This is a genomic window from Caulobacter mirabilis (genome assembly GCF_002749615.1).
GTDB lineage: Bacteria > Pseudomonadota > Alphaproteobacteria > Caulobacterales > Caulobacteraceae > Caulobacter > Caulobacter mirabilis.
Map to the genome: position 1 here is coordinate 91,466 of NZ_CP024201.1, position 23,282 is coordinate 114,747.

The 23,282-nt window shown below is 70.0% G+C and carries 22 protein-coding genes, 2 tRNA genes and 1 pseudogene; 9 read left to right on the forward strand and 16 right to left on the reverse strand.

From position 1 onward, the window contains the following. Positions 1–63: 63 nt before the first annotated feature. The 7 genes and pseudogenes from rho to CSW64_RS00520 all read right to left on the reverse strand — a co-directional run bounded on the left by rho (position 64) and on the right by CSW64_RS00520 (position 6,293). Positions 64–1,478: pseudogene (gene rho / locus CSW64_RS00490) on the reverse strand (transcription termination factor Rho). Between the two features lie 250 nt (positions 1,479–1,728). Beyond that, positions 1,729–2,193 carry a CopD family protein gene (locus CSW64_RS00495; protein ID WP_099624059.1) on the reverse strand — a complete coding sequence of 155 codons (465 nt, stop codon included), beginning with the start codon at positions 2,191–2,193 and terminating at the stop codon, positions 1,729–1,731. After that, positions 2,190–3,257, reverse strand: a complete 1,068-nt coding sequence (gene hemH, locus CSW64_RS00500; RefSeq protein ID WP_342745838.1) for a ferrochelatase — start codon at positions 3,255–3,257, stop codon at positions 2,190–2,192. The genes CSW64_RS00495 and hemH overlap by 4 nt, the downstream gene beginning before the upstream one ends. Then, a complete protein-coding gene (gene hemE, locus CSW64_RS00505; RefSeq protein ID WP_099620249.1) occupies positions 3,254–4,285 on the reverse strand; it encodes a uroporphyrinogen decarboxylase in 1,032 nt (343 codons plus the stop codon). The genes hemH and hemE overlap by 4 nt, the downstream gene beginning before the upstream one ends. 777 nt (positions 4,286–5,062) lie before the next feature. Then, entirely contained in the window at positions 5,063–5,557 is a 495-nt protein-coding gene (locus CSW64_RS00510; RefSeq protein WP_099620250.1) for a hypothetical protein, read from the reverse strand. A gap of 135 nt (positions 5,558–5,692) precedes the next feature. Continuing rightward, positions 5,693–6,100: a hypothetical protein gene (locus CSW64_RS00515; protein WP_099620251.1), complete on the reverse strand. Its 408-nt coding sequence runs from the start codon at positions 6,098–6,100 to the stop codon at positions 5,693–5,695. A 117-nt stretch (positions 6,101–6,217) separates the two neighbouring features. Continuing rightward, positions 6,218–6,293, reverse strand: a tRNA-Ala gene (locus CSW64_RS00520). A 129-nt stretch (positions 6,294–6,422) separates the two neighbouring features. On the opposite strand from CSW64_RS00520, the gene CSW64_RS00525 reads away from it, so the two are divergent. From CSW64_RS00525 to trhA, 5 genes are all read left to right on the forward strand, one after another. Then, positions 6,423–6,737 (forward strand): YggT family protein, encoded by a 315-nt coding sequence (locus CSW64_RS00525; protein WP_099624060.1) that lies wholly within the window; start codon positions 6,423–6,425, stop codon positions 6,735–6,737. 2 nt (positions 6,738–6,739) lie between these two features. Then, a complete protein-coding gene (locus CSW64_RS00530; RefSeq protein WP_099620252.1) occupies positions 6,740–7,024 on the forward strand; it encodes a DUF167 family protein in 285 nt (94 codons plus the stop codon). Between the two features lie 3 nt (positions 7,025–7,027). Continuing rightward, positions 7,028–7,939 (forward strand): aminotransferase class IV, encoded by a 912-nt coding sequence (locus CSW64_RS00535; RefSeq protein WP_099620253.1) that lies wholly within the window; start codon positions 7,028–7,030, stop codon positions 7,937–7,939. Then, the gene (locus tag CSW64_RS00540; RefSeq protein ID WP_099620254.1) at positions 7,936–8,670 is read left to right on the forward strand and encodes a sulfotransferase-like domain-containing protein; all 735 of its coding nucleotides are present in this window, start codon (positions 7,936–7,938) and stop codon (positions 8,668–8,670) included. The genes CSW64_RS00535 and CSW64_RS00540 overlap by 4 nt, the downstream gene beginning before the upstream one ends. A gap of 69 nt (positions 8,671–8,739) precedes the next feature. Continuing rightward, positions 8,740–9,402, forward strand: coding sequence for a PAQR family membrane homeostasis protein TrhA (trhA, locus tag CSW64_RS00545; RefSeq protein WP_099620255.1), 663 nt, complete (start codon positions 8,740–8,742; stop codon positions 9,400–9,402). 12 nt (positions 9,403–9,414) lie between these two features. Here trhA and CSW64_RS00550 read toward each other — a convergent pair whose 3' ends face one another. From CSW64_RS00550 to hemC, 6 genes are all read right to left on the reverse strand, one after another. Then, positions 9,415–10,638, reverse strand: coding sequence for a TIGR03862 family flavoprotein (locus CSW64_RS00550; protein ID WP_099620256.1), 1,224 nt, complete (start codon positions 10,636–10,638; stop codon positions 9,415–9,417). A gap of 57 nt (positions 10,639–10,695) precedes the next feature. After that, positions 10,696–10,771, reverse strand: a tRNA-Thr gene (locus CSW64_RS00555). Positions 10,772–10,801: 30 nt separating this feature from the next. Next, positions 10,802–12,337: a heme biosynthesis protein HemY gene (locus tag CSW64_RS00560; RefSeq protein WP_099620257.1), complete on the reverse strand. Its 1,536-nt coding sequence runs from the start codon at positions 12,335–12,337 to the stop codon at positions 10,802–10,804. Further along, positions 12,334–13,209 (reverse strand): COG4223 family protein, encoded by an 876-nt coding sequence (locus tag CSW64_RS00565; protein WP_099620258.1) that lies wholly within the window; start codon positions 13,207–13,209, stop codon positions 12,334–12,336. The genes CSW64_RS00560 and CSW64_RS00565 overlap by 4 nt, the downstream gene beginning before the upstream one ends. Further along, positions 13,206–13,961 carry a uroporphyrinogen-III synthase gene (locus CSW64_RS00570; protein WP_099620259.1) on the reverse strand — a complete coding sequence of 252 codons (756 nt, stop codon included), beginning with the start codon at positions 13,959–13,961 and terminating at the stop codon, positions 13,206–13,208. The genes CSW64_RS00565 and CSW64_RS00570 overlap by 4 nt, the downstream gene beginning before the upstream one ends. A gap of 31 nt (positions 13,962–13,992) precedes the next feature. Beyond that, a complete protein-coding gene (gene hemC / locus CSW64_RS00575; protein WP_099620260.1) occupies positions 13,993–14,946 on the reverse strand; it encodes a hydroxymethylbilane synthase in 954 nt (317 codons plus the stop codon). Between the two features lie 70 nt (positions 14,947–15,016). Here hemC and tsaD point away from each other — a divergent pair, with 70 nt between their 5' ends. Genes tsaD through CSW64_RS00595 form a run of 4 tightly spaced genes read left to right on the forward strand, consistent with a single transcriptional unit; the run spans position 15,017 to position 17,758 of the window. Then, positions 15,017–16,105 (forward strand): tRNA (adenosine(37)-N6)-threonylcarbamoyltransferase complex transferase subunit TsaD, encoded by a 1,089-nt coding sequence (gene tsaD, locus CSW64_RS00580; RefSeq protein WP_099620261.1) that lies wholly within the window; start codon positions 15,017–15,019, stop codon positions 16,103–16,105. Then, positions 16,102–17,100: an NAD(P)H-dependent glycerol-3-phosphate dehydrogenase gene (locus tag CSW64_RS00585; RefSeq protein ID WP_099620262.1), complete on the forward strand. Its 999-nt coding sequence runs from the start codon at positions 16,102–16,104 to the stop codon at positions 17,098–17,100. Before tsaD ends, CSW64_RS00585 begins: the two co-directional genes overlap by 4 nt. Before the next feature lie 8 nt (positions 17,101–17,108). After that, the gene (locus CSW64_RS00590) at positions 17,109–17,399 is read left to right on the forward strand and encodes a YciI family protein (protein ID WP_099620263.1); all 291 of its coding nucleotides are present in this window, start codon (positions 17,109–17,111) and stop codon (positions 17,397–17,399) included. Between the two features lie 20 nt (positions 17,400–17,419). Then, positions 17,420–17,758: a Rieske (2Fe-2S) protein gene (locus tag CSW64_RS00595; RefSeq protein WP_099620264.1), complete on the forward strand. Its 339-nt coding sequence runs from the start codon at positions 17,420–17,422 to the stop codon at positions 17,756–17,758. Between the two features lies 1 nt (position 17,759). On the opposite strand, the gene CSW64_RS00600 is transcribed toward CSW64_RS00595, so the two are convergent. The 3 genes from CSW64_RS00600 to acs form a co-directional block, all read right to left on the reverse strand. After that, the gene (locus CSW64_RS00600; protein ID WP_099620265.1) at positions 17,760–20,594 is read right to left on the reverse strand and encodes a M16 family metallopeptidase; all 2,835 of its coding nucleotides are present in this window, start codon (positions 20,592–20,594) and stop codon (positions 17,760–17,762) included. 85 nt (positions 20,595–20,679) lie between these two features. Next, complete coding sequence (locus tag CSW64_RS00605) at positions 20,680–21,204, reverse strand: SRPBCC family protein (protein WP_099620266.1); 525 nt, start codon at positions 21,202–21,204, stop codon at positions 20,680–20,682. Between the two features lie 54 nt (positions 21,205–21,258). Further along, entirely contained in the window at positions 21,259–23,199 is a 1,941-nt protein-coding gene (acs, locus tag CSW64_RS00610; protein ID WP_172448407.1) for an acetate--CoA ligase, read from the reverse strand. Positions 23,200–23,282: the final 83 nt, after the last annotated feature.

The following is a 23,282-nucleotide window of genomic DNA, read 5'->3' on the forward strand; positions in this document are numbered from 1 at the left end:
GACGCTAGCGCGCTTCCCGGCGGGTTGGGAAGCGCGCTTGAACGGCGTTCGGCGAAAAGCCGATCAGGTGTTCATCGACTGGAAGAAGTCGCCGTTGTTCTTGGTCTGGCGAAGCTTGTCGATCAGGAACTCGATCGCGTCCTGAGCGCCCATCGGATTGACGATCCGGCGCAGGACGTAAGTCTTCTGCAGCTGGTCCTTCGGCGTGATGAGCTCTTCCTTCCGGGTGCCCGACTTGAGGATGTCGATGGCCGGGAAGATGCGCTTGTCAGCCACTTTCCGGTCAAGCACGATTTCCGAGTTACCGGTGCCCTTGAACTCTTCGAAGATGACTTCGTCCATCCGCGAACCCGTCTCGATCAGGGCGGTGGCGATGATGGTCAGCGAACCGCCTTCCTCGACGTTCCGCGCGGCGCCGAAGAAGCGCTTGGGACGCTGCAGGGCGTTGGCGTCGACACCGCCGGTCAGCACCTTGCCCGACGACGGGACGGTGGTGTTGTAGGCGCGGCCCAGACGGGTCACCGAGTCCAGCAGGATGATGACATCGCGCTTGTGCTCGACCAGGCGCTTGGCCTTTTCGATAACCATTTCAGCGACTTGCACGTGGCGCGTGGCCGGCTCGTCGAAGGTCGAAGAGATGACCTCGCCGCGCACGGTGCGCTGCATGTCGGTCACTTCTTCCGGCCGCTCGTCGATCAGCAGCACGATCAGGTAGCACTCGGGGTGGTTGGCCGCGATCGACTTGGCGATGTTCTGCAGCATCACCGTCTTGCCCACCCGCGGGGGGCGACGATCAGGCAGCGCTGGCCTTTGCCGAGCGGGGCGACGATGTCGATGATCCGGCCCGAACGGTCCTTCAGGGTCGGATCCTCGATCTCCATCTTCAGCCGCTCTTCGGGATAGAGCGGGGTCAGGTTGTCGAAGTGGACCTTGTGGCGGACGTTTTCCGGCGCCTCGAAGTTGATCTGCTCGACCGTGGTCAGGGCGAAGTACTTCTCGCCTTCCCGCGGGGCGCGGATGGCGCCGACGACGCTGTCCCCGGTGCGCAGGCCGAACTTCCGGATCTGCGAGGGCGAGACATAGATGTCGTCCGGACCCGGCAGATAGTTGGCTTCCGGGCTGCGCAGGAAGCCGAAGCCGTCGGACAGGACCTCCATGGTGCCCGATCCCGAGATCTCGATGCCTTCCTCGGCGACGGTCTTCAGGATCGCAAACATCATGTCCTGCTTGCGCATCGAGTTGGCGTTCTCGATCTCCAGCTTTTCAGCCAGAGCCAGCAGGTCGGCGGGGGACTTCTCCTTCAGCTCCTGAAGGGACATGCGGGTGAGGCCAAGCTCAGCCACCGCCGCGGCGACGCTCTCGTCGCTGTCGTCGGCCGCGGCCTCGATCGCCTCGACGGCGGTTTCGACCGCTTCGACGGCCTGCTCGACGGCGGCCTCGACTTCGGTCTCGGGGGTGTTGGGGGTGTCTTCAGACATGGATGGACTCTAGGCGTGAGACCCCGGGCGGGGGCCTTTGAGAAACTTCAGGCCGATCGTGATCCCGGTTCTCGGGACCCTAGGCGGCGGTTCGATTGCGCCGTTCGGCGCGAAAGGTCATTCGGGGGGCCGGGGTCCCAGGGGCGCTCCGGTCTCGGGCGCGGGGTCCGGCAAAAGGCGGGAACGCGCAGCGAAGCGCTTCGCGTCGAACAGGAGGGGAACCACATGGTTCCCGCGCCGTCAAGAAATCCTAGCGCCGCAGGAACTCGGTGGTCACCGCCAGCACCATGATGATCGCCGCGATGAAGGGCAGCTCATTGGTCGCGCGCCAGAACTTCTCGCTGCGCTGGTTGGTCCCGGCCGCGAATTTCTTCCGAGCGCCGGCCAGGAAGCCATGCCAGCCCGACAGGAAGATCACGCCGGCCAGCTTGGTCACCATCCACGGCTCGAGCAGGAAACCCCAACCCCGGATCTGGCCGTCGGCGGCGATCAGCGACAGCCCGGCCAGCCAGGTCAGGATCATCGCCGGGTTGATGATCATCCGCAGCAGCTTCAGCTCCATGGTCTGGAGCGTCGTGTCCAGCTCGCCGCCGGGGATCGCCTTGGTGTGATAGACGTACAGCCGCGGCAGGTAGAGCATCCCGGCCATCCAGGCGATCACCGCGATGATGTGGATCCCGCGCAGCAGGTCGTAGTGTTCGGCGAACCAGCTCACGCGGCGCTCCCTCGGCACAGGCCATTCTTCAGCGCCGGGTCGCACGCCGTGGCCGGCGACGCAACGGTCTCGCTTTCCAGCGCCTCGATCGTCAGGTCGGCCAGCCCCTCGATGAAGGCCAGGTCGGCCCCGATCGCCGGCGCCCTCAGGTAGAAGGGCAGGGCGAGGCTTCGAGCCAGATCGGCGTACTCGTGGTCCAGCTCGACCAGGGTCTCGACGTGCTCGGAGACGAAGGCGATCGGCGAGATCAGGACGCCCCGGCCTTCGGCGCCGGCGGCCTGGATCGCCTCGACCGTCGACGGTCCGATCCATTTCAGCGGCCCGACCCGGCTCTGGTAGCAGACCCGCCAGTCCCAGTCGGACGCCCAGGTCGCGCCCAGCCGCTCGACCACCGCCGCGCAGGTCCGCTCGACCTGGCGCTGGTAGGGGTCGCCGGCGTCGATGACCTTCTGCGGCAAGCCGTGGGCAGAAAACAGCAACCGCAGCGGACCAGGCGAACCCATGGCCTTGTGGGTCTTCAGGATCGATCGGGCGTGCGCCTCGACCAAGCCGGGCTCATCCGGATAGCAGCAGACCGTCCGGACCGTTCCCGACCCCTTGTAGGCCTTGGCCCAGGCCTTGATCGACGAAGCCGTCGTCGTGGTCGAATACTGCGGATACAACGGCAACAGCACCACCTCGTCCGGACCGAACGTCGCCACCGCCGCGGCCGTCTCCTCGGTCAGGGGATGCCAGTAGCGCATGGCGATGAAACAGCGCACCTGGTCCTTCGCCAGCCGGGCGCCGAGCTCGGCCTGCAGCACGGCCGACTGTTTCTCGGTCTCCGGCAGCAAAGGCGAGCCGCCGCCCATGATCGCGTAGTTGGCCTTGGCCATCTCTTCGCGGCGAGCCGCGATCAGCCTGGCCAGCGGCGTCCGTAAGATGCCCGGCAGGTCGATGATCGCCGGGTCGTTGAACAGGTTGAACAGGAACGGCTTCACCGCGTCGGGTCCGTTCGGCCCGCCGAGATTGAGCAGCACGACGGCGATCTTCCGCCCGCCCAAGACCTGCCCGGCGGCGTTCACTGGCCGGTGACCCTCTTCAGAACCTGTTCGACATGGGGGATCGGCGTATCGGGCAGGATCCCGTGGCCGAGATTGAAGATGTAGGGACCAGAGCCCCATTGTTCCAGCATCTGGTCGACGCGGCGGTCCAGTCCCGGGCCGCCGGCGCGCAGCAGCAGCGGATCAAGCGCGCCCTGCACGGCCTTGCCGCTCTTCTGGATCGCCTGGCCGACATGGGCCGGGCAGGCGGTGTCCAGCGCCACGGCCTGGACGTCGACGGTGTCGGCATAGTGCTGGGCCATCGAAGCCGCGCCCCGCGGGAAGCCAATGACCGGCGTCTCCACGCCCAAGTCGCGCAGGCCGGCGATGACGGTGCGGTGCGGCTTGCACACGATGCGTTCGAACAGGTCTTCGGGCAGGCCTTCCGCCCAGCTCTCGAACAGCTTCAGGACCTGGGCCCCGGCCTCGGCCTGCATCGCCAGATAGCGGACGCTGGCCCGGGCGACGATGTCCAGAAGCCGGTCCATCTCTTCCGGCTTTTCGTAGGCGAAGGTCCGGGCCTTGCTGCGATCGGAGGATCCCCCCTCGATCATGTAGCTGGCCACCGTCCAGGGCGCGCCGGCGAAGCCGATCAGCGTCCGTTCCGGCTCCAGCGCCGCGCGAACCCGCGACAACGTCTCGCCCACCGGCGTCAGCTTGAAGGTCGAGCCGTCGATCTCCGCTTCCAGGGCGTCCAGCGACGGCAGCTCGCCCAGCTTCGGGCCCTCGCCGACTTCAAACCAGACCTTCTGGCCCAGCGCGCCGGGGATCAGCAGGATGTCGGCGAACACGATCGAGGCGCTGAACGGAAAGCGCCGCATCGGCTGCAGCGTCGCTTCGGCCGCCATCTCGGGGTTCAGGCAGAAGCTGATGAAGTCCGGGGCCTTGGCCCGCAGCTCACGATACTCCGGCAGGTACCGTCCCGCCTGGCGCATGAACCAAACGGGCGGGCGCGGAAGGGTCTCGCCGGAAAGAACCCGAAGAAGGCTCGGCTTATGGGTTTCGCTCATGGCTCGCTTGATAGGCCACGCACGCCGAGAGGCAAGGCCTGCCCTTCTTTCCTCTCATAAGAAGAATCTTAGAAGGAAGGAGAGGTAGCGGTTAGGCACAGGCGCCGCGGGGACAAACCCGCATGGGTCGCCGCCATCCCGAACCGGCGCCCGGGAACATCCCCAGACCACCCCCAGATCGTCCGAGAGGGGACATCGGCCTGTGAACTCCGGGGATAGGTCCCCAGGGTCCCGAATTCCTTAACAAAATCCTAATGCGGCGAGCTGGGCGGCACGATCCGCATGAGAGGTTATTCAAACCACGGGAGGGTTAAGAATTCATTACCCGCGGATCGGGCGCCGATCTGGGGACGACGCGAAGCCAAACGGGACAAGGCGTCCACGCAATTCACCGCTGGCCGGAAAAAGCGCCGGAACCGTCCCATTCCATCCCGCGGCCGCCCCCCAATCCTTAAGAGAACATTAACGGACTATGCACAGGCGCCGGGGACGGATCGGCGCCGCCGGAGACGGTTCAGGTCTGCAAGAAGGGCGGTTCGTGTCGTCCGCCGGGCTTCGATCGCCCGTCAGGCGAACGCCTCTGGGGAATCGACCGCACGGAACTTGAGCCTCCACGCGTCGTTGGTTCTGACGGGTGCTGGAGGAATCACGATGCGAAGCGTGATGTACTGGAGTTTCGCGATCCCGGCGACCGCCATCGCGGCCCTGCTGGTCCTGAAACTGATGGGCGCGGCCGGCTGACGCCGGCCGCTGGATAGACATCGGAACGCGCGGCGGTCAGGCCGCGGCGTTGTCGATCATGGTCTGGACATCCTTGGGTTTGGCCAGGGCCGCCCCGTCGGTCTTGTAGACGGTCAGCTTTCCGCCTTCCCACAGTCCGACCTCGACCGCCTTGGCCTTTGGATCGATCAGGAGGTAGGCCATGTTGGTCCCGCCCTCGTGCTGCTTGTTGCCGGAGGTGTAGAGCACCCCGCCGTCACGCTGCAGCGGCGACTGGGTCTGCATGTTGGTCTTCAGGGTCTCGAACTTGGCGCCCAGCAGGGCTTCGAGCGTCGGCGTGACCGCGCTGGCCTCCAGCAGCTTCGTGTCGGAGGGATACTTGTCGGCCAGCGCGTCGAGCGAGCTCCAGTCCGCCGCGGCGACCGGGGCGGGCTCTGGCGAAGCGGCCGGCGCGGGGGCCGAGGCCGGCTCCTCCGGCGTGGCCGGTTTGCCGCAGGCGGCGAGGGCCAGAACGGCGACCAGGGGCAGGGCGAGATGTTCAAGACGGCGCATGAGGACTCCTATGCCGGGATCGCCGCCTGTAACCGATCACGACGACGGTTGTTCCAGGCGTTCAGGCGTCGAACGCGCCAGGAACCGCCGGCGACTTGCCATCGCCGGCGGTCCGGATCCGTCCTCGCGATCGGATCAGTTGGCGGTCTTGGCGACCTTGGCGTAGGGCACGAACTTGCCCAGGCCGACCCAGCCGTCCTGCATCTTCGAACCGCTGTCGACCAAGGTCACGGTGTCGATGCTGCACAGCTGAGCGCCGATGGTCTTGGTGACCAGGATCTGGCCGTCGCGCAGACTCGAGGCGCCCGAGGTCGGAGTGTTCATATAGACGACGCCCCGCGGGCCTTCGTAGAGGATCGCGGTCTTGTCGATGATCTGGCTCGACTGGATGTCGCGCAGATTGATGCAGCTGACGGGCTCGCCGGCGACCCGACCCTCGAGGGCCTTGGCCAGCTTCGCCTCCGGCGTGCGCGCGGGGGCGGCGTAGGCGGTCGCGCCTCCGAGGACCAGGGCGCCCGCGATCAGCGCGCTTACGATACGCATCTTTGCCTCCATGGCTCTGAACTGGCGCGGACTATACGCCGAGGTTCCTGAACCGTAGCTGACCAAGACTGACAGGATAGGGAGGGGTCTTCTTCGCCGGTCTTGACCAGGAAGACCTGGTGGAGCCGAGGGGAGTCGAACCCCTGACCTCCTCATTGCGAACGAGGCGCTCTACCAACTGAGCTACGGCCCCCTCTCAGGCGAGAGAAGAGGGCGGCACATACGGCTGGAGGCCTCCGACTGTCAAGCGGGACCGCGCGCCTTGCTGCCTTTCGGCGCGGCGGATAGAAGCGGCAGGGACAATTGATCGGAACCCGTGTTCATGGCCGCCCTCATACAATTCGTCTTCTGGCTCCTCGATGCGGTGCTGGGACTGCTGGTGCTAGCGTTGATCGTGAACGCGATCCTTTCCTGGCTGGTGGCCTTCGACGTCATCAACCTGCGCAATCGCTTCGTCTATTCGGTCGCCCACTTCCTCGACGCGATCACCCGGCCGGTGCTCCGTCCGATCCAGCGCATCCTGCCGAACCTCGGCGGCGTCGACATCAGCCCGATCATCGTCATCCTGCTGATCGAAGGCGTGCGCCGCTTCCTGCTGCCGGCGGCCGGAAACACCCTCCTGAACATCGTCTCCTGACCGTGCGCGTCGCCGTCCGCCTGACGCCGCGCGGGGGACGGGATGCGATCGACGGCTGGGCGGTCGGCGTCGACGGCCGCCCGCACCTGAAAGCCAGAGTCTCCGCCCCGCCGGTCGAGGGCGAAGCCAACGCCGCGCTGACGGCTCTGCTCGCCAAGCGGCTGGGCCTCGCCAAATCGGCCGTCCGCATCGCCGCCGGCGAGACCGGCCGCCTCAAACAGATCGAACTCGACGGCGTCGACGAGGCCAGCCTCGCCGACGCCTTTGGACCCATTCCGGGAGCCTGACCCATGGCTGGAAGCCAGGACTTCGCCGCCGACCCCCGCAATGCGACCGCCCGCATCTGGCTGAACGGCAAGCTGGTCTCGCGGGACGAGGCCCGGGTGTCGGTGTTCGACGCCGGCTTCGTGGTCGGCGACGGCGTCTGGGAGGGGCTACGTCTGCACAGGGGCCGGCTGCTGTTCCTGGAGACCCATCTCGACCGGCTCTACCAGGGCGCGGACGCCATCGACCTGGACCTGAAGATGTCCCGGTCGCAGTTGACCGACGCCCTGAACGATCTGCTGCGCGCCAATCGGATGGAGGACGGGGTCCACCTGCGGCTGATGGCGACGCGGGGCGAGAAGACCGGCGCCAACCAGGATCCGCGCAATGCACTGGGCCGGCCGACGATCGTGATCCTGGCGGAGTGGAAGGTTCCGAGCCCGGCCGTCGTCACCCAGGGGCTGAAGCTGGCCACGGTCGGCATCCGCTGCACCCCGGCGCACATGTTCGACATGCGCCTGAACAGCCATAGCCGGCTGAACCTGATCATCGCCCTGAACGAGGCCATCCGGGCGGGCGCGGACGAGGCCCTGATGCTGGATCCGGACGGCTGGGTCTCGAGCTGCAACGCCACAAACTTCTTCTGGGTCAAGGACGGCGAGGTGCGGACGTCGACGGGCGAGTTCTGCTTCAACGGCGTCACCCGCGGCAATGTCATCGCCCTGTGCCGGGAGGCGAAGATTCCGCTGCGCCTCGGAAACTTCCCGGTCGAAGACGCCCGCGACGCCGACGAGGCCTTCGTCACCGGCACCTTCGGCGGCCTGACGCCGGTGCGCGAGATCGATGGTCGGACCCTGCCTCTGGCGCTGCCTGGGCCGCGGACGACGCAGCTGCGGGCGCTCTACGACCAGCTCAAGGATCGGGACGCAGGCCTGTGAGCGACGCCATCCGCATCTGCATGTGGTCCGGGCCGCGGAACATCTCCACGGCGATGATGCGCAGTTTCGAGAACCGGCCCGACGCGGCGGTCAGCGATGAGCCCTTCTACGCCGCCTACCTGGCCGCGACCGGGCTGGACCACCCGATGCGGGACGAGGTGCTGGCCAGCCAGCCGACGGACTGGCGGGCGGTGGCGGACAGCCTGGTTGGTCCGGTCCCCGGCGCGCGGCCGGTCTGGTACCAGAAGCATATGACCCACCACATGCTGGACGGGTTCGGGCTCGACTGGTCGCGAAGCTGCCGCCAGGCCTTCCTGATCCGCGATCCGGCGCGGGTGCTGGCGTCCTATGTCGTCAAGCGGGGCGAGGTCTCGCTGGCCGAGATCGGCGTCGAGCGCCAGCGCGAGCTGTTCGAACGCGAAGCCGACCGTTTGGGCGCCGCGCCGCCGGTGATCGAGGGGCGCGACGTCCTGGCTGACGCCCGCGGCAAGCTGTCCGCGCTCTGTGCGGCGGTCGGCATCCCCTTCGACGACGCCATGCTCGCCTGGCCCCCCGGACCTCGCGCCAGCGACGGGGTCTGGGCGCCGGCCTGGTATGACGCCGTCGAGCGTTCGACCGGCTTCGGTCCGCCGCCGGACGAGACCGCGCCACCCGCCCTGAGCGACGATCTGCGGCGGATCGCCGATGCGGCGCGGCCCCACTACGAGCGGCTGGCGGCCTTCAAGCTGTAACAATTGGGCGCCAACTGTTGCCCGCGGAGGTCTTCAACCCGCCTTCGCCGCGCTCTAAGGTGCCCGCCCATGACCGACCAGACGATCGCCACCCACTATCCGACCGCCGGCGCCAAGTGCGCCGACCTTGTCGTGCACATCGTCGGCCTGGCCTTCGCCCTGTTCGGCGGCGGCATCCTGCTGGGCCTGTCGGTGGGCTTCGGCTCGCTGGGCCAGACGGCGGCGATCGGGGTCTACGCCCTGGGCCTGATGACCATGCTCGGCTGTTCGCTGGCTTACAACTTCGGCAAGTGGAACTGGCGGCCGGTGCTGCGTCGGCTGGACCATGCGGGCATCTTCCTGATGATCGCCGGCTCCTACACGCCGTTTACGACCCAGAACCTGAGCGGCGCCTGGTCGATCGGCATGACCACGGCGGTCTGGATCCTGGCCCTGGCCGGCGCGGCCGGGAAGCTGTTCCTGCCCGGGCTGGGCCGCGGCTTCTGGGTGGCGCTGTACATGGCCTTGGGCTGGATCGTGCTGGTCGCGATCAAGCCGATGATCGACGGCATGAGCTGGGTCGCCATGCTGCTGCTGGGCATCGGCGGCGTGATCTATTCCACCGGCGTGGTCTTCTACCTGATGAAGAAGCTGAAGTTCCGCCGGGCGGTCTGGCATGGGCACGTCGTGGCCGGCGCCGCCGTGCAGTACGCCGCGGTCATGGTCGGCGTGGTCTTCGCCCAAACCCACTAGGGCTCAAGCCCACTAGATCCGGAAGCGGGCGAGCACGCCCCTGGCCGCCGCGATTCCCGTGGCGAAACAGGCCTGCAGCAGATAGCCGCCGGTCGGCGCCTCCCAGTCCAGCATCTCGCCGGCGACGAACACGTCGGGGACCGCCTTGAGCGACAGGTCCTCGGCGACGCCGTCCCAGGCGACGCCGCCGGCGGTGGAGATGGCGCGGTCGATGGGCGCGCAGGCTGTCAGGGTCAGGGAAACGGCCTTGATCGCCTCCGCCAGCGCGCCAGGCTCGGCGGGCAGGGCGACGCCATGGCCCTCGCGCAACAGGTTGGTTTCCAGCGGCGACAGGCGGGCGGCCTTGCGCAGCAGGTTGGCGGCGGACAGCCCCTTGCCGCCTTTGTGCAGCCGGCCGGTCAGGGCCTGGCGGGTCAGGTCGGGGCGCAGGTCGATCGTCAGCGTGACGGCGCCGCCGGCCTGGATCGCGTCGCGCAGGTCGGCGGACAGGGCGTAGATCGCACCGCCCTCCAGGCCATAGCCGGCGATGACCGCGTCGCCGCGGACGGTCCGGCCGCCGGTCGAGAAAGCCGCGCTCTTGATCGGCTGGCCGGCGAAGCGCTCGCGGAACAGGTCGGTCCAGGCGACGAGAAAGCCGCTGTTGGCGGGGCGGAAGGGCGCCAGAGCCACGCCGTACGCCGCCAGCCGGTCCGTCCAGCCGCCGTCCGAGCCCAGTTTCGCCCAGCTGGCGCCGCCGAGAGCCAGGATCACGGCGTCCGGCCGCTCTATCCGCTCGCCGTCCGGCTCGATGAACCGCAGCGCGCCGTCGTCCGCCCAACCGCGCCATTCAGAGCGTGTCCGCAGCTCGACGCCCAGCGATTCCAGCCGCCGGAGCCAGGCGCGCAGCAGGGGCGAGGCCTTCATCGCCTTGGGAAACACCCGGCCGCTGCTGCCGACGAAGGTCTCCTGGCCGAGATCGCGGGACCAGGCGCGCAGGGCGTCGGGCGGGAAGGCGTCGATCAGAGGTTCGAGGCGAGGTTCGGCGGCGGCGTAGCGCGCCTTGAAGGCGGGCAGGTCCTCGGAATGGGTGAGGTTCAGGCCGCCGCGGCCGGCCATCAGCAGCTTGCGCCCGAAGGTCGGCATCTTCTCATGGACGATCACGGCGACGCCGGCGCGCGCCAGGGTCTCGGCGGCGATCAGTCCGGCGGGACCGCCCCCGATGACCGCGACCGTGCGAACGGGAAGGGAAGAGCTCATCGCTGCGTTCCTGCGTCCGAACGGACGCGGCCGGCGCTGATGGAAGAAGAAGGGGAGTGGTGCCGCCTAGGTGACTCGAACACCTGACCTACGCATTACGAATGCGCCGCTCTACCGGCTGAGCTAAGGCGGCCCTCTAAGGAGGATGTCCCCGAAGGAGGGCCTATTTAGCGGGGCGGCTCGCGCTTGCCAAGCGCCGTCGACGCGGCGCGCTCGGAGGACGCGGCGGCGGGGGCGGTTCATCGGCGGCGGGACGGGCGTAGTCGAGCACGCCGGGATCGTCCGGGATCGGCATGATCGGCGTCTCGCCCTCGGCGGCCCGCACGAAGGCAGTCGATTCGACATAGGCGGCCGGCAGCTCCGGCAGGTCGCTGATCGAGCGTTCTGCGCGTTCCAGCCGGGGATGGATCAGCTCCCCTGTCTCGCCATAGGTGGCCACCAGCCGGGTCCAGTCCTCGGGCCTGTAGGCGAAGGCGCGGCCCTCGGGGTCAAGGTCCGACCAATCCGGCTCCTGCGGGGCGGCGACGCCGCGAGCGACCCAGGCGCGGGCCTCGTCGACGGCGCCGGCGGCGTTGGCGGCGCGGGCCTGCAGCCCGGCCAGACGGCGGGTGAGCGGCTCGCTTTCAAGCGCCTTGGCGCCGGCTCGGGCGGCAGGAACGTCGCCGGCGATCAGGGCCTGCTCGACGCCGAGGATGCGGCTCTCGCGGACGTCGGGATTGAGCGCCGCCAGCGCCGCCAGGCGGCGCGACCGCTCGCGCGGGGTCTCGCGGGTCTTGAGGTCACGGTAGGCGAGCCAGAGCGCCGGATGCGGGGCGCTCTTCCAGGCCGTCTCGATCAGCGAGGAGGCCTTGCCGCCCTTGCCGTTGTCCGCCAACAGCCGGGCGGCCATCACCACGCCGGGGGCGAAGTCCGGCTTCAGCTTCACGGCCTGCAGGGCATAGCTCTCGGCCTGACCCCGGGCGCGTTCGTCCGGGCTGGTCTCGAAACTGGCGGCGGAGGCGGCCAGCAGGGCGGCGCGGGTGCGGTCGGCGACGATCGGCGAGACGATCTTGCGATCCTGGGCGCCGGCGATCAGCTCCAGGGCCGCGGCCCAGTCGCCGGCTTCCAGCCGGGCCTCGAGCAGCGCGCGCCAGGCCCAGCGCGCGGTCTTGGCCAGGCCGTAGGCGCTCTGGGCGTGTCGCAGCGCGGCCTCGCGGTCGCCCTCCGCCAGGGCGGTCTGCATCAGGCCCTTCAGGCCCGCGAGTCTCATCTCCGGAAAGCCGAGCATGGCGGAATAGGCGGCCTTGGCGGCGGGCAGGTCGCCGGCGGCCTCAGCCGACTGAGCGGCCAGGACGCGGACCAGGGCCGGAGCGTCGTCGGCCAGCTCAGCCGACTTCTGCGCCAGGCGTCGCGCTTCGGAGCCGTCGCCGGCCGCAGCGGCCAGGAAGCCCCGGGCGAGCACTTCGGCCCCCTGTTTGCGCCTGGTCTCGGCCCGGGCCTTGGCGGCGCGGCGCGGCGCTTCGAAGATCCATTTGACGCCGCTCCAGAAGATCGTCGCCAGCAGCGACACGAACAGGACCAGCAGGGCGGCGGCGGCGGCGGTCATGTCCACGCGCCAGCCGCGCCAGATCAGGTGGGCCTCGCCCGCGTCGCCCAGCAACGCCAGGGCGGTGACGCCGACCGCGGCGATCAGGAAGATGACGATCGCGGCCCGGATCATGACGGCTCCCGGGCGGAGGCCATCAGGTCGGACAGGGCGACGGCGCGGATCGCCGCGACCTGGCGGTCGACGGCGACGCGCTGCTGCGCCCGGGTCGTCCAGGGCCTCATCGCCTGGGCGGCCTTGGGCGGCAGGCCGCGCAGGGTCTTCAGCGCGCCTTCGACATCGCCTTCGGCCACGCTCTGGCCGGCCCGCGCCAGCAAGGCGTCGGGACTGTCGCCGGCGGTGTCGCCGACCCGTCGGATGGTGACGATCGAGGAGAGCGCATGGATCATCTGGTCGAGCACCGCGCCCCGCTTGCCGGGGTCGCGTGCGGCGACGGCGGCCTGGGCCGCGGCGGCGTCGTACTCGCCGGCCAGGGTCGTCCGGCTGGGGGCGCCGGTGTCGGCGTAGGGCGTCAGGGCCCGCACCTCCGCCGAGGTCGGCAGCAGGCGGCTCAGGGCGGCCAGTTCAGGCTGGAACGGACCCGAGCGCTCGGCGGCGTCGGCCAGGGTCGCCGCCGCCAGGGCGGCGGCGGCGGCGTTGACCGCCCGGTTCTGGCCGGCCTCCAGGGCGGCGATGCGGTCTTCCAGGGCCGTGATGTCGACGGATGGCGGCGCGACGGGCTCTGCGGGAATCGCCGGGACGAAGGTCTGCGCCGGAGCGGTCTCCACCGGCGCGGCGGGCATGGCCGGCGCCTCGACGGGCGGCGGCGAAGACGGATCGACGCGCAGGCGCGGCAGGTATTGCGCCAGCGCGAACCCGGCTCCGACACAGACGACGGCTCCGACCACGCCGGCCCAGAAGGCGAAGCCCGGTTTGCCGCGACGGCGGCCGTAGGCGGCGGGATCGGTCGGCGGGGTGATCTCGGCGGGATCGGGCGCGGTGGTCATGACCTCTGCTTCAATGTCCCTTGGCGGCGTCGGTTCTCGGGGGTGACCGACGGTCCTCGACCGATGAGATTAAGCAGCGCCGCCTCAATGGGAAACGGGGCGCGGGCGACTTCGCGCACTTTCATCCGGACGACCGGCTTGGCGACGTTCCCCGAGAGGCAGACCAGCCGCAGATGGGACACCTCGCGGCCCCTCAGCGCGACTGCCAAGGCCTTGGCCGCGCGGGGCGAATGCAGCAGCACCACATCCAGCTCGGGCAGCCGCTCCAGGAACTCCGCCGTGGGCGGAGAAACCACGGCCTCGTAGAGCACCACGCGCCGGGCTTCGACCCCGACGGCCTCCAGGGCGCCGACGAGGTCGCCGGCTGGTTCGGCCGCGCCGGGGTTCAGCACCACGCCTCTCAGCTCGCTGCGCCGGGCGGCGATCCGGGCGGCCAGGGACTCGACGTCGCCGTCGGCGAACAGGACCTGTCGAAAGCCGGCGATCTTGGCCGCTTCGGCGGTTCCCGATCCGACCGCGAAGACGCGGATGTCGCGGACGGGGCTGATCTCGGCGAAGGCGCGGACGCCGTTGGCGCTGGTGAAGGCGAGCGCCGCGACGCCGTCCAGGTCGATGCGAGCGTCCGGCAGCGGCCGGATTTCCAGCAGCGGAGAGACGACGGGCCGCCAGCCCTGCTCGGCGACCCGACGGGCCGTGGCGGCGGCGCCCGGTTCGGCGCGGGTGATCCAGACGGTCAGCGTTTCCTGCGCCATGCCGACACCCTGCAACCGCCGCGCGGACGGATCAATCTTTGAGAACCAGCGCCTCGCCGCCCTCGTCGCGGACCTCCAGGCCCAGCTTCAGGCCCAGGGCGTGCGCCTCGGCGCGCGGGTCGTCGCCCAGGTCGATCTCGGCCTCGCGGCGGAAGCGGCGGGAGCCGTCCGGGACCAGGGCCTCGACGAACAGTCGCAGGCGGCGGCCGTCGAGCAGCGCATGGGCGCCCATGGCCGTGCGGCAGGAGCCTTCCAGGGCGGTCAGGGCGCCGCGTTCGGCCGCCACGGCGACGGTCGTGGTCTCGCAACGCAGGGCCTTGACCCAGGGCGCGTCGCGATCCTCGATCCGGGTCTGGATGGCCAGGGCGCCCTGCCCCGGAGCCGGGGGCGCGGCGATCGGGTCAAGGAAGCCGCGCGGCACGGCGCCCAGGCCCATGCGGTTCAAGCCCGAGGCGGCCAGCAGGATGGCGTCGGCCTCGCCGCGCTCCAGCTTGGCCAGCCGGGTGTCGACGTTGCCGCGGATCATCACCACGTCCAGGTCGGGGCGGACGAACAGCGCCTGCGCCTGGCGGCGCAGCGACGCGGTGCCGAGCCGCGCGCCCTTCGGCAGGTCGGCGATCGAGGCGTGATGGATCGAGACGAAGGCGTCGCGCGGATCCTCGCGCGCCGGGATGGCGGCGATGTCCAGGCCCTCCGGCTGGATGGCCGGCACGTCCTTCATCGAATGCACGGCGGCGTCGATGCGGCCGTCGAGCAGGGCCTCCTCGATCTCCTTGGTGAACAGCGCCTTGCCGCCGACCTCGAGCAGGCGACGGTCCTGGATGCGGTCGCCGGTGGTGACGATCGTGACCAGGGGGGCGACCTCTTCGGCGCGGTCGAGCGACGCGCCGAGGGCGGTCACGATACGGTCGCGCATCATGCCGCTCTGGGCCAGGGCGAGCCGCGAGCCGCGGGTGCCGATCCGGATGGAAGGTTGCGAGGGCAAGGCTGGAACGTTACCTCGGGGTGGAATTCGCCCCCGCTGCTATAGGAGGGGGTCACAACCCGCAACCGGCATGACTGTTCTCACCGTTCTCGGCATCGAAACCAGCTGCGACGAAACCGCCGCCTCCGTGGTCCGGCGGGACGATGACGGCCATGTCGAAGTGCTGTCCTCGGTCATCGCCAGTCAGATCGCCGACCACCAGCCCTATGGCGGCGTGGTGCCGGAAATCGCCGCCCGGGCGCACGTCGAGTCGATCGACGGCATCGTCGCCCGCGCCATGGGCGAGGCCGGCGCCGGTTGGGACGACCTGTCCGGCGTCGCCGCCACGGCCGGACCCGGTCTGGTCGGCGGGGTGATGGTCGGCCTGAGCTTCGGCAAGGCGGTCTCGCTGGCCCGCGATCTGCCCCTTGTGGCGGTGAACCATCTGGAAGGCCACGCGGTCTCGGCCCGGCTCGGCGCAGACATCCCCTATCCCTTCCTGCTGCTGCTGGTCAGCGGCGGTCACTGCCAGCTGCTCGAAGTCGCGGGCGTCGGCGCCTGCCGCCGGCTGGGCTCGACGATCGACGACGCCGCGGGCGAGGCGTTCGACAAGATCGCCAAGACCATGGGCCTGCCCTATCCGGGCGGGCCGGAGCTGGAGAAGCTGGCTGTCGGCGGAAATCCGGAGCGGTTCGAACTGCCGCGCGCCCTGCTGGGGCGCGAGGGTTTCGACTTTTCCTTCTCGGGACTGAAGACCGCCGCCGCCCGCGCCGCCGTGGGGCTGACCAGCGACGAGGATCGCCGCGACCTGGCCGCCTCGGTCCAGTTCGCCATCGCCCGCCAGCTGGCCGAGCGCACCGAGAAGGCGATGAAGGCCTATGCCGCCGAGCATGCCGGAACGCCGCTGCGCTTCGTGGTCGCCGGCGGGGTCGCCGCCAACAGGGCCATCCGCGAGCGCCTGGAGACTCTGTGCCGCAAGCACGGCTTCGACTTCCACGCCCCGCCGCTGAAGTACTGTACGGACAACGCCGCGATGATCGCGCTGGCGGGAGCCGAGCGGCTGGCGCTGGGTCTGACCGATCCGCTGGACGCCGCGGCGCGTCCGCGCTGGCCGCTGGACCAGGCGGCCGCCAACGCCAACCCCACCCACGTCCCCGGCCGAAAGGGCGCCAAGGCATGAGCGACTTCAAGTACGCCGGGGTCATCGGCGGCGGCGCCTGGGGTACGGCCATGGCCCAGGTCTGCGCCCGCGCCGGCCTGGCCGTGACGTTGCAGGCCCGCGAGCCGGAGGTGGTCGAGGCCATCAACGGCCGCCACGAGAACCCGATCTTCCTGCCCGGCGTCGCGCTGGAAGAGGCGATCGACGCCACGACGGAGCTGTCCGACCTGGCGCCCTGCGACTTCATCCTGGCCGTGCCGCCGGCGCAGCACATGCGCAAGACGCTGGAGGCGATCCGCCCGCACCTGCGCGACGGCATGCCGGTGATGCTGTGCAGCAAGGGACTGGAGCAGGGCAGCCTCAGCCTGATGGCCGAGGTGCTGCGGGAGACCATCCCCGACGCGGCGCCCGCCGTGCTGTCCGGCCCCAGCTTCGCCGGGGAGGTCGCGCGGGGCCTGCCCGCCGCCGTCACGGTCGCGAGCCCGGACGAAGGCCTGGCCCGCGCCCTGGCCGAGGCCATCGCCACTCCGCAGTTCCGGCCCTACCTGGCCACCGACATCGTAGGCGCTGAGACCGGCGGCGTTCTGAAGAACGTCCTGGCCATCGCCTGCGGCATCTCCGAGGGCAAGGGCCTGGGCCGCAGCGCCCACGCCGCCCTGATCACCCGCGGTTTCGCCGAGATGACCCGCGTGGCCGAGGCCCTGGGCGGGGAGGCCGAGACGGTGTCCGGCCTGTGCGGCCTGGGCGACCTGGTCCTGACCTGCTCCAGTCCGCAGTCGCGCAACATGAGCGTCGGCCTGGCCCTGGGCCAGGGGCAGACGCTGGAGGAGGCCCTGGCCGGCAAGGTCACCGTGGCCGAGGGGGTCGCTTCCGCGCCGGCCGTCCGCGACCTGACCCGCAAGCTGGGCGTCGATACGCCGATCTGCGAGGCCGTCGCCGCCATCCTGGCCGGGGAGGTCGCCGTCGACGACGCCATCCGCGGCCTGCTGCACCGTCCCATCCGTTCCGAGCACTAGGAGCCGCCATGCCTCTCTTCGTCATCCAGTGGAAGGACAAGCCCGAGGAAGGCGCCGCCATCCGCGCCGCCACCCGCCAGGCGCACCTGGACTGGATGGCCGGCAAGCCCGGCGTGGTGAAGCTGGGCGGTCCGTTCCTCTCCGAGGAAGGCGCGATGGCCGGCTCGCTGCTGATCGTCGAGGTCGAGTCGCTGGAGGCGGCCAAGGCGCTGCACGCCGAAGACCCCTACACGAAGGCCGGCCTGTTCGAGCAGTCGACGGTCGATCCCTGGCGGGTCACGGTCGGGGGCCTGGCCTGAATCGCGACTTGAACCCCGCCATGCCGGCGGCGGGAACCATCCTCTGCCGCCTGGAAGAGATTTCCGATCCCGGTTCGAAGGACTTCCGGTTCCGCGCTGAGGATCGACTGTTCGCGGGTTTCGTGGTGCGCCAGGCAGGCGAGGTGCGCGGCTATGTCGACAGCTGTCCGCACGCCGGCTGGCCGCTGGCCGGGCCGAGCGGCCGCCACCTGACCCGCGAGGGCGACCTGATCCTGTGCGCCGGGCACGGGGCCCTGTTCCGGATCGAGGACGGCGTCTGCCTGTCCGGTCCCTGCGCGGGGCGGAGGCTGACGCCCTGGCCGGTCGCGGTGCGCGCCGGCCAGGTGGTCGCGGCCTGACCTATTTCAGGGTCGGGCTGTCGAGCTTCAGGTCGTCGATCTTGATGGTCTCGGCGTTGGGCAGCGCTTCCGCCGCCTTGGCGCCGAACAGCTTGGCGTCGCCGACCACGATCGTGCTGGCCTTGCTCGGATCGAAGATGTCGGCCGAGAAGGCCGTGATGTCCTGCGCCGTGACGGCCTCGACCTTGCCGGTGTAGGCCTGCAGTTCGCCCAGGTCGATCCGGTAGGTCGCCAGGCCGCCGAGGATGCCGGCTAGACCGTCGGCGGTGCCGATGTCGCGGCCGAAGTCGCCGATCAGCACCGATTTGCGGGCGGCCAGCTCGGCGGATGTCGCCGGACGGGTCGCCATGCCCTTCATCTCCTCGCGGATCAGGGTCGCCACCTCGGGCACGGACTCGTTCTTGGTCTGGGTCGTGGCGGTGAAGCCGCCGACCACCCGCCGCGGGGTCAGGCCGGCGCCGGCGCCATAGGCCAGGCCGCGCTTGATCCGGATCTCCTGGTTCAGACGCGAGGAGAAGCCGATGCCCAGCGTCGTGGTTGCGACCATGCCGGCGTAGTAGCGCGAGTCGTCCCGCTTGATCCCTCTGCGGGTGACGATCACCGCCGCCTGGCCGGCGGAGGGGATGTCGACGACCACGTTGCGCGGCGCGGCGATCGCGTCGGCCTTGGGGGCGGCGGGCAGCGGCGTCGCGGGCTTGGCCCAGCCGCCGAAGGCCTCGCGGGCGAGGGCGAAGCCCTGGTCCGGCGAGATGTCGCCGGTGATCACCAGCACGGCGTTGTCCGGACGCCACCAGGCCTTGTGGACCGCGGCCAGGTCGTCGCGGGTCAGTTTGGGCAGGGACTCCGGGGTGCCGTTGGCGGGGCGGCCGTAGGGCGTGCCGGCGTAGAGCACCGGCGCGCTGACCAGGCCGGCCACGGCGCCCGGCCGCTTCATCGCCACCTTCAGCCCGTCCAGGCTCTGGTCGCGGACGCGGTCGATCTCCTCCTGGGCGAAGGCCGGGTGCAGGGCGACGTCGGCCATGATGGCCAGGGAGGCCTTCAGGTTCTGCGGCATGACGTTCAACGTCACCGACGAGGCCTCCACGCCCGAGCCGGCCGACAGATTGGCGCCCAGGGCCTCGGTCTGGCTGGCGATCTGGGTGGCGCTGCGGGTCGCGGTGCCCTCGGTCAGCAGCTCGGCCATCATCGAGGCCGCGCCGGCCTTGCCGTCCGGATCGGTGGCGGCGCCGGCCAGGACGTTCAGCTGGGCGCTGACCAGCGGCAGCTGGCTGCTGCGGGCCACGATCACGCGCAGGCCGTTGGGCAGGGTCGTTTCCGACGGCTTCGGCAGGACCGGAGTGACCGGCGCGCCGAGGGCCGGCGGTTTGGCGCGGCGGTCCTCGGGATCCAGGGTCCAGACCTTGCCGGCGAACTTGGTCGAGGCCACGACCGGCGGCGGCGCTTCGGCCGCGGCCGGCGCGTCGGCGGTCTTCCTGGATTCGTCGAGGTAGCGGATGACCACCATCCGGTCCTCGCCCAGGTAGGTCCTGGCGACGCGCTGGACGTCGGCGGCGGTTACAGCCTCCAGGTCGGCGACGACGGTGTTGGCCTTGGCCACGTCGCCCTCCAGCACATAGGCTTGGCCCAGGGCCATGGCGCGGCCGTCGATGGTCTCGCGCTCGCGCACCGCGCCGGCGACCATCTCGGTCTTGGCCTCGGCCAGCTCTGCCGCGGTCGGCGGAGCGTCGCGCAGGCGGGCGACCTGGGTCAGCAGCGCCTTCTGGCCCTCCTCCACCGTCTTCCCGTCGGCCATGATGGCGCCGACCATGAACAGGCCGGGCTGGGCGTTTCCGTCGTTGTTGGAGAAGGCCTGGGCGGCGATCTGCTGCTCGTAGACCAGGCTGTTGTACAGGCGCGAGGACTTGCCGCCGGACAGGATGGCGTCCAGCACCGACAGGGCGGCGGTGTCCTTGCTGGCCGCTTCCGGCGCCTGCCAGGTGATCGCCAGCGCCGGCAGCGGCACGTTCGGGGCGTAGGCGGTCACGGTCTTGGAGCCTGCGCGCGCGGGCTCCTTCACCGTCACGCGGGGCAGGGGCTTCGACGGGGTCTTCAGCGGGGCGAAGTACTTGTCGACCCAGCCGTTGAACTGGGCCTCGTCGAAGTTGCCGACCACGATCAGCGCGGCGTTGTCCGGCCGGTAGTAGGTCTCATGGAAAGCCAAGACGTCGTCGACGGTGGCGGCGTCCAGCTCGGCGATCGAGCCGATGCCCGGACGCTTGTAGGGATGGGTGGTGTAGGAGGCCTTCGGGATCTCCAGGCGGAAGAAGCGGCCGTAAGGATCGGCGAGCACGCGCTGGCGGAGCTCCTCCTTCACCACGTCGCGTTCGGACTTGAAGCTGGCCTCGTCGACGACCAGCGACCCCAGGCGGCTGGCCTCGGCCCACAGCATCCGCTCGAGGTGGTTCGAGGGAATGACCTCGTAGTAGGCGGTCATGTCGTCGGCGGTGAAGGCGTTGTTGAAACCGCCCACGTCCTCGGTCATGCGGTCGATGCTCTCCGACGGCAGGTCCTTGGTCGCCTTGAACATCAGGTGTTCGAACATGTGGGCGAAGCCGCTGCGGCCGTTCGGATCGTCCTTCGAGCCGACGCTGTACCAGACCTGCACCGTCACGTTCGGCGTGGTCCGGTCGACGGCGTAGAACACCTTCATGCCGTTGGGCAGGGTGCGGCTCTTGTAGGGGATCGCCGGCACCGAGACGGCGGCGGGCGCGGCCGCCTTTGCCAAGGCGGCGGCGGGGACGAGGGCGGTGGTCGACAGCGCGAGGGCGACGAACAGCGCCTTGGCCGGACGGGTCATGAACAGCTCCCGGATGGTATGTGGCCGGACCCTAGCACCGCCGATCGCGGCGGAAAGATTACGGTCCTGTCATGTCGTCGGCGGATCAGCGCGCGCGGGCCTCGGCCTCCTGCTTGAGGCCCTTCAGCGCCCGGGCCAGGTCGCGGCGCATCGCGGCGCGGCCGATCGCGGCCGGCAGGTCGAACGGCGAGGTGGCGCGATTGTCGTAGGCGACGCGCGTCCCGCCGTCCTCGGTCGCCTGTAGCCGCCACTCGCCGCGGCAGTCGATGTCGCCGTCTACGCACTGGAAGCGGATGCGGCCGGCCGGGTCGTAGTCCGAGCGGAACACCGTGCGGAAGCTGGGCGTCAGTACGCCCCAGCGGACGGTCATCTCACGCACGTCCCAACGCCCTTCGGGATCGGTCTGAACGACGCGGCAACTGCGGACGCTGGGCGACATCCGGCCGGCGCGGGCGCAGTCGCGCAGGGTGTCCCAGACGGCCTTCTGCGGGGCGGCGATCTGGACCGAGCCATGCATCACCCCCGAGGCGCCGCTGGGGTCGGGCCGCACCTCGGCGACGACCCCGCCCGGGAGGGCGGCGGTCGCGGTCAGGGCGGCGATCGCGCTCAACAAACCAGCCACGGCCCGACAGTAGGTCGGGGCCGCGGCTGTAGACTAGTCCGGTCAGCGCCCGATGCGGTTCTTGACCAGGTCGTCGACCACCGCCGGGTCGGCGAGGGTCGAGGTGTCGCCCAGGTTGCCCAGGTCGTTCTCGGCCACCTTGCGCAGGATGCGCCGCATGATCTTGCCCGAGCGGGTCTTGGGCAGGCCCGGAGCCCACTGGATGGCGTCCGGCGCGGCGAACGGCCCGATCTCCTGGCGCACCCACAGGACCAGGTCCTTGCGCAGGTTCTCGGTCGGCTGCACGTCGGCCTTGAGGGTCACGTAGGCGTAGATGCCCTGGCCCTTGATGTCGTGCGGGAAGCCGACCACCGCCGCCTCGGCGACGTCGTGGTGGCCGACCAGGGCGCTCTCGATCTCGGCGGTGCCCATGCGGTGGCCGGAGACATTGATCACGTCGTCGACCCGGCCGGTGATCCAGTAGTAGCCGTCCTCGTCCCGCCGACAGCCGTCGCCGGTGAAATACTTGCCTGGGTAGGTCGAGAAGTAGGTGTCGAAGAAGCGTTGGTGGTCGCCGTAGACCGTCCGCATCTGGCCCGGCCAGCTGTCGGTGATGCACAGATTGCCGCTGGTCGCGCCGTCCAGGACCTTGCCCTCTGCGTCGACCAGCTGGAGGTAGACGCCGGGCAGGGGCTTGGTGGCCGAGCCGGGCTTCAGCGCCGTGGCGCCGGGCAGGGGACTGACCAGGCAGGCGCCGGTCTCGGTCTGCCACCAGGTGTCGACGATCGGACAGCGGCCTTCGCCGACCACGCGATGGTACCAGAGCCAGGCTTCCGGATTGATCGGCTCGCCGACGCTGCCGAGTAGGCGCAGGCTCTTGCGGGACGTCCTTTGAACCGGCGCTTCGCCCTCGCGCATCAGGGCGCGCAGCGCGGTCGGGGCGGTGTAGAAGATCTCGACCTGGTGCTTGTCGATGACCTCCCAGAAGCGGCTGGAGGTCGGGTAGTTGGGCACGCCCTCGAAGATCACGCTGGTCGCCGCGTTCGCGAGCGGGCCGTAGACGATGTAGCTGTGGCCGGTGACCCAGCCCACGTCGGCCGTGCACCAGTAGATCTCGCCCGGGCGGTAGTCGAACACCAGCTCGTGCGTCCAGCTGGCCCAGACGGCGTAGCCGCCGGTGGTGTGCAGCACGCCCTTCGGCTTCCCGGTCGAGCCCGAGGTGTAGAGGATGAACAGCGGGTCTTCGGCGTTCATCGGTTCAGGCGCGCAGTCGACCCCGGCGGCGGCGCGCTCGGGGCCGTAGGGGATGTCGCGGCCGGCCTTCATCGGGACGTCGGCGCCCGTGCGGCTGACGACCAGCACGGTGTCGACGCCCGGGCAGTCCTCCAGGGCGGCGGCGACGTTCCTCATCAGCGGCACGACCTTGCCGCCGCGCAGACCTTCGTCGGCGGTGATCACCAGCCGGCTGTCGCAGTCCTGGATTCGCCCGGCCAGGCTGTCCGGCGAGAAGCCGCCGAACACCACCGAATGGACCGCGCCGATCCGGGCGCAGGCCAGCATGGCGTAGGCCGCCTCGGGGATCATCGGCAGGTAGATGGTCACCCGGTCGCCCTTGGCCACGCCGCGGCTCTTGAGGACGTTGGCCATCCGGCACACTTCCTCGTGCGCCTCGCGGTAGGTGATCTTGCGGGACTGGGCGGGGTTGTCGCCCTCCCAGATGAAGGCGACGTCGTCGGCGCGGGTCGGCAGATGGCGGTCAAGGCAGTTGGCCGAGACGTTCAGGACGCCGTCTTCGAACCAGCGGATATGGAAGTCCTCCTTGGCGTAGGAGACGTCCTTGATCTTGGTCGGGGCCTTGATCCAGTCAAGCCGGCCGGCGACCTCCTTCCAGAACCCCTCGGGATCGGCCTGGACCCGCTTCCAGGCGGCCTCGTAGCCGGCGGCGTCCATATGGGCGCGCTCGGCCCAGGCCTCGGGGACAGGGAACACCAGATCTTCGCTCACGCCTCACTCCCTTGATTTCGTTGGCGGGGAGTTATGCGGACCCCGACGCGGCTGGCAACGGGGTTGTGGAGGGGACATGTTCC

Coding starts and splice junctions, on each gene's coding strand:
- hemE (WP_099620249.1), bottom strand. CDS start 4,285: ATGAGCGAAACCCATAAGCCGAGCCTTCTTCGGGTTCTTTCCGGCGAG.
- CSW64_RS00510 (WP_099620250.1), bottom strand. CDS start 5,557: ATGCGCCGTCTTGAACATCTCGCCCTGCCCCTGGTCGCCGTTCTGGCC.
- CSW64_RS00515 (WP_099620251.1), bottom strand. CDS start 6,100: ATGCGTATCGTAAGCGCGCTGATCGCGGGCGCCCTGGTCCTCGGAGGC.
- CSW64_RS00525 (WP_099624060.1), top strand. CDS start 6,423: ATGGCCGCCCTCATACAATTCGTCTTCTGGCTCCTCGATGCGGTGCTG.
- CSW64_RS00535 (WP_099620253.1), top strand. CDS start 7,028: ATGGCTGGAAGCCAGGACTTCGCCGCCGACCCCCGCAATGCGACCGCC.
- trhA (WP_099620255.1), top strand. CDS start 8,740: ATGACCGACCAGACGATCGCCACCCACTATCCGACCGCCGGCGCCAAG.
- CSW64_RS00550 (WP_099620256.1), bottom strand. CDS start 10,638: ATGAGCTCTTCCCTTCCCGTTCGCACGGTCGCGGTCATCGGGGGCGGT.
- CSW64_RS00560 (WP_099620257.1), bottom strand. CDS start 12,337: ATGATCCGGGCCGCGATCGTCATCTTCCTGATCGCCGCGGTCGGCGTC.
- CSW64_RS00565 (WP_099620258.1), bottom strand. CDS start 13,209: ATGACCACCGCGCCCGATCCCGCCGAGATCACCCCGCCGACCGATCCC.
- CSW64_RS00570 (WP_099620259.1), bottom strand. CDS start 13,961: ATGGCGCAGGAAACGCTGACCGTCTGGATCACCCGCGCCGAACCGGGC.
- tsaD (WP_099620261.1), top strand. CDS start 15,017: ATGACTGTTCTCACCGTTCTCGGCATCGAAACCAGCTGCGACGAAACC.
- CSW64_RS00585 (WP_099620262.1), top strand. CDS start 16,102: ATGAGCGACTTCAAGTACGCCGGGGTCATCGGCGGCGGCGCCTGGGGT.
- CSW64_RS00590 (WP_099620263.1), top strand. CDS start 17,109: ATGCCTCTCTTCGTCATCCAGTGGAAGGACAAGCCCGAGGAAGGCGCC.
- CSW64_RS00595 (WP_099620264.1), top strand. CDS start 17,420: ATGCCGGCGGCGGGAACCATCCTCTGCCGCCTGGAAGAGATTTCCGAT.
- CSW64_RS00600 (WP_099620265.1), bottom strand. CDS start 20,594: ATGACCCGTCCGGCCAAGGCGCTGTTCGTCGCCCTCGCGCTGTCGACC.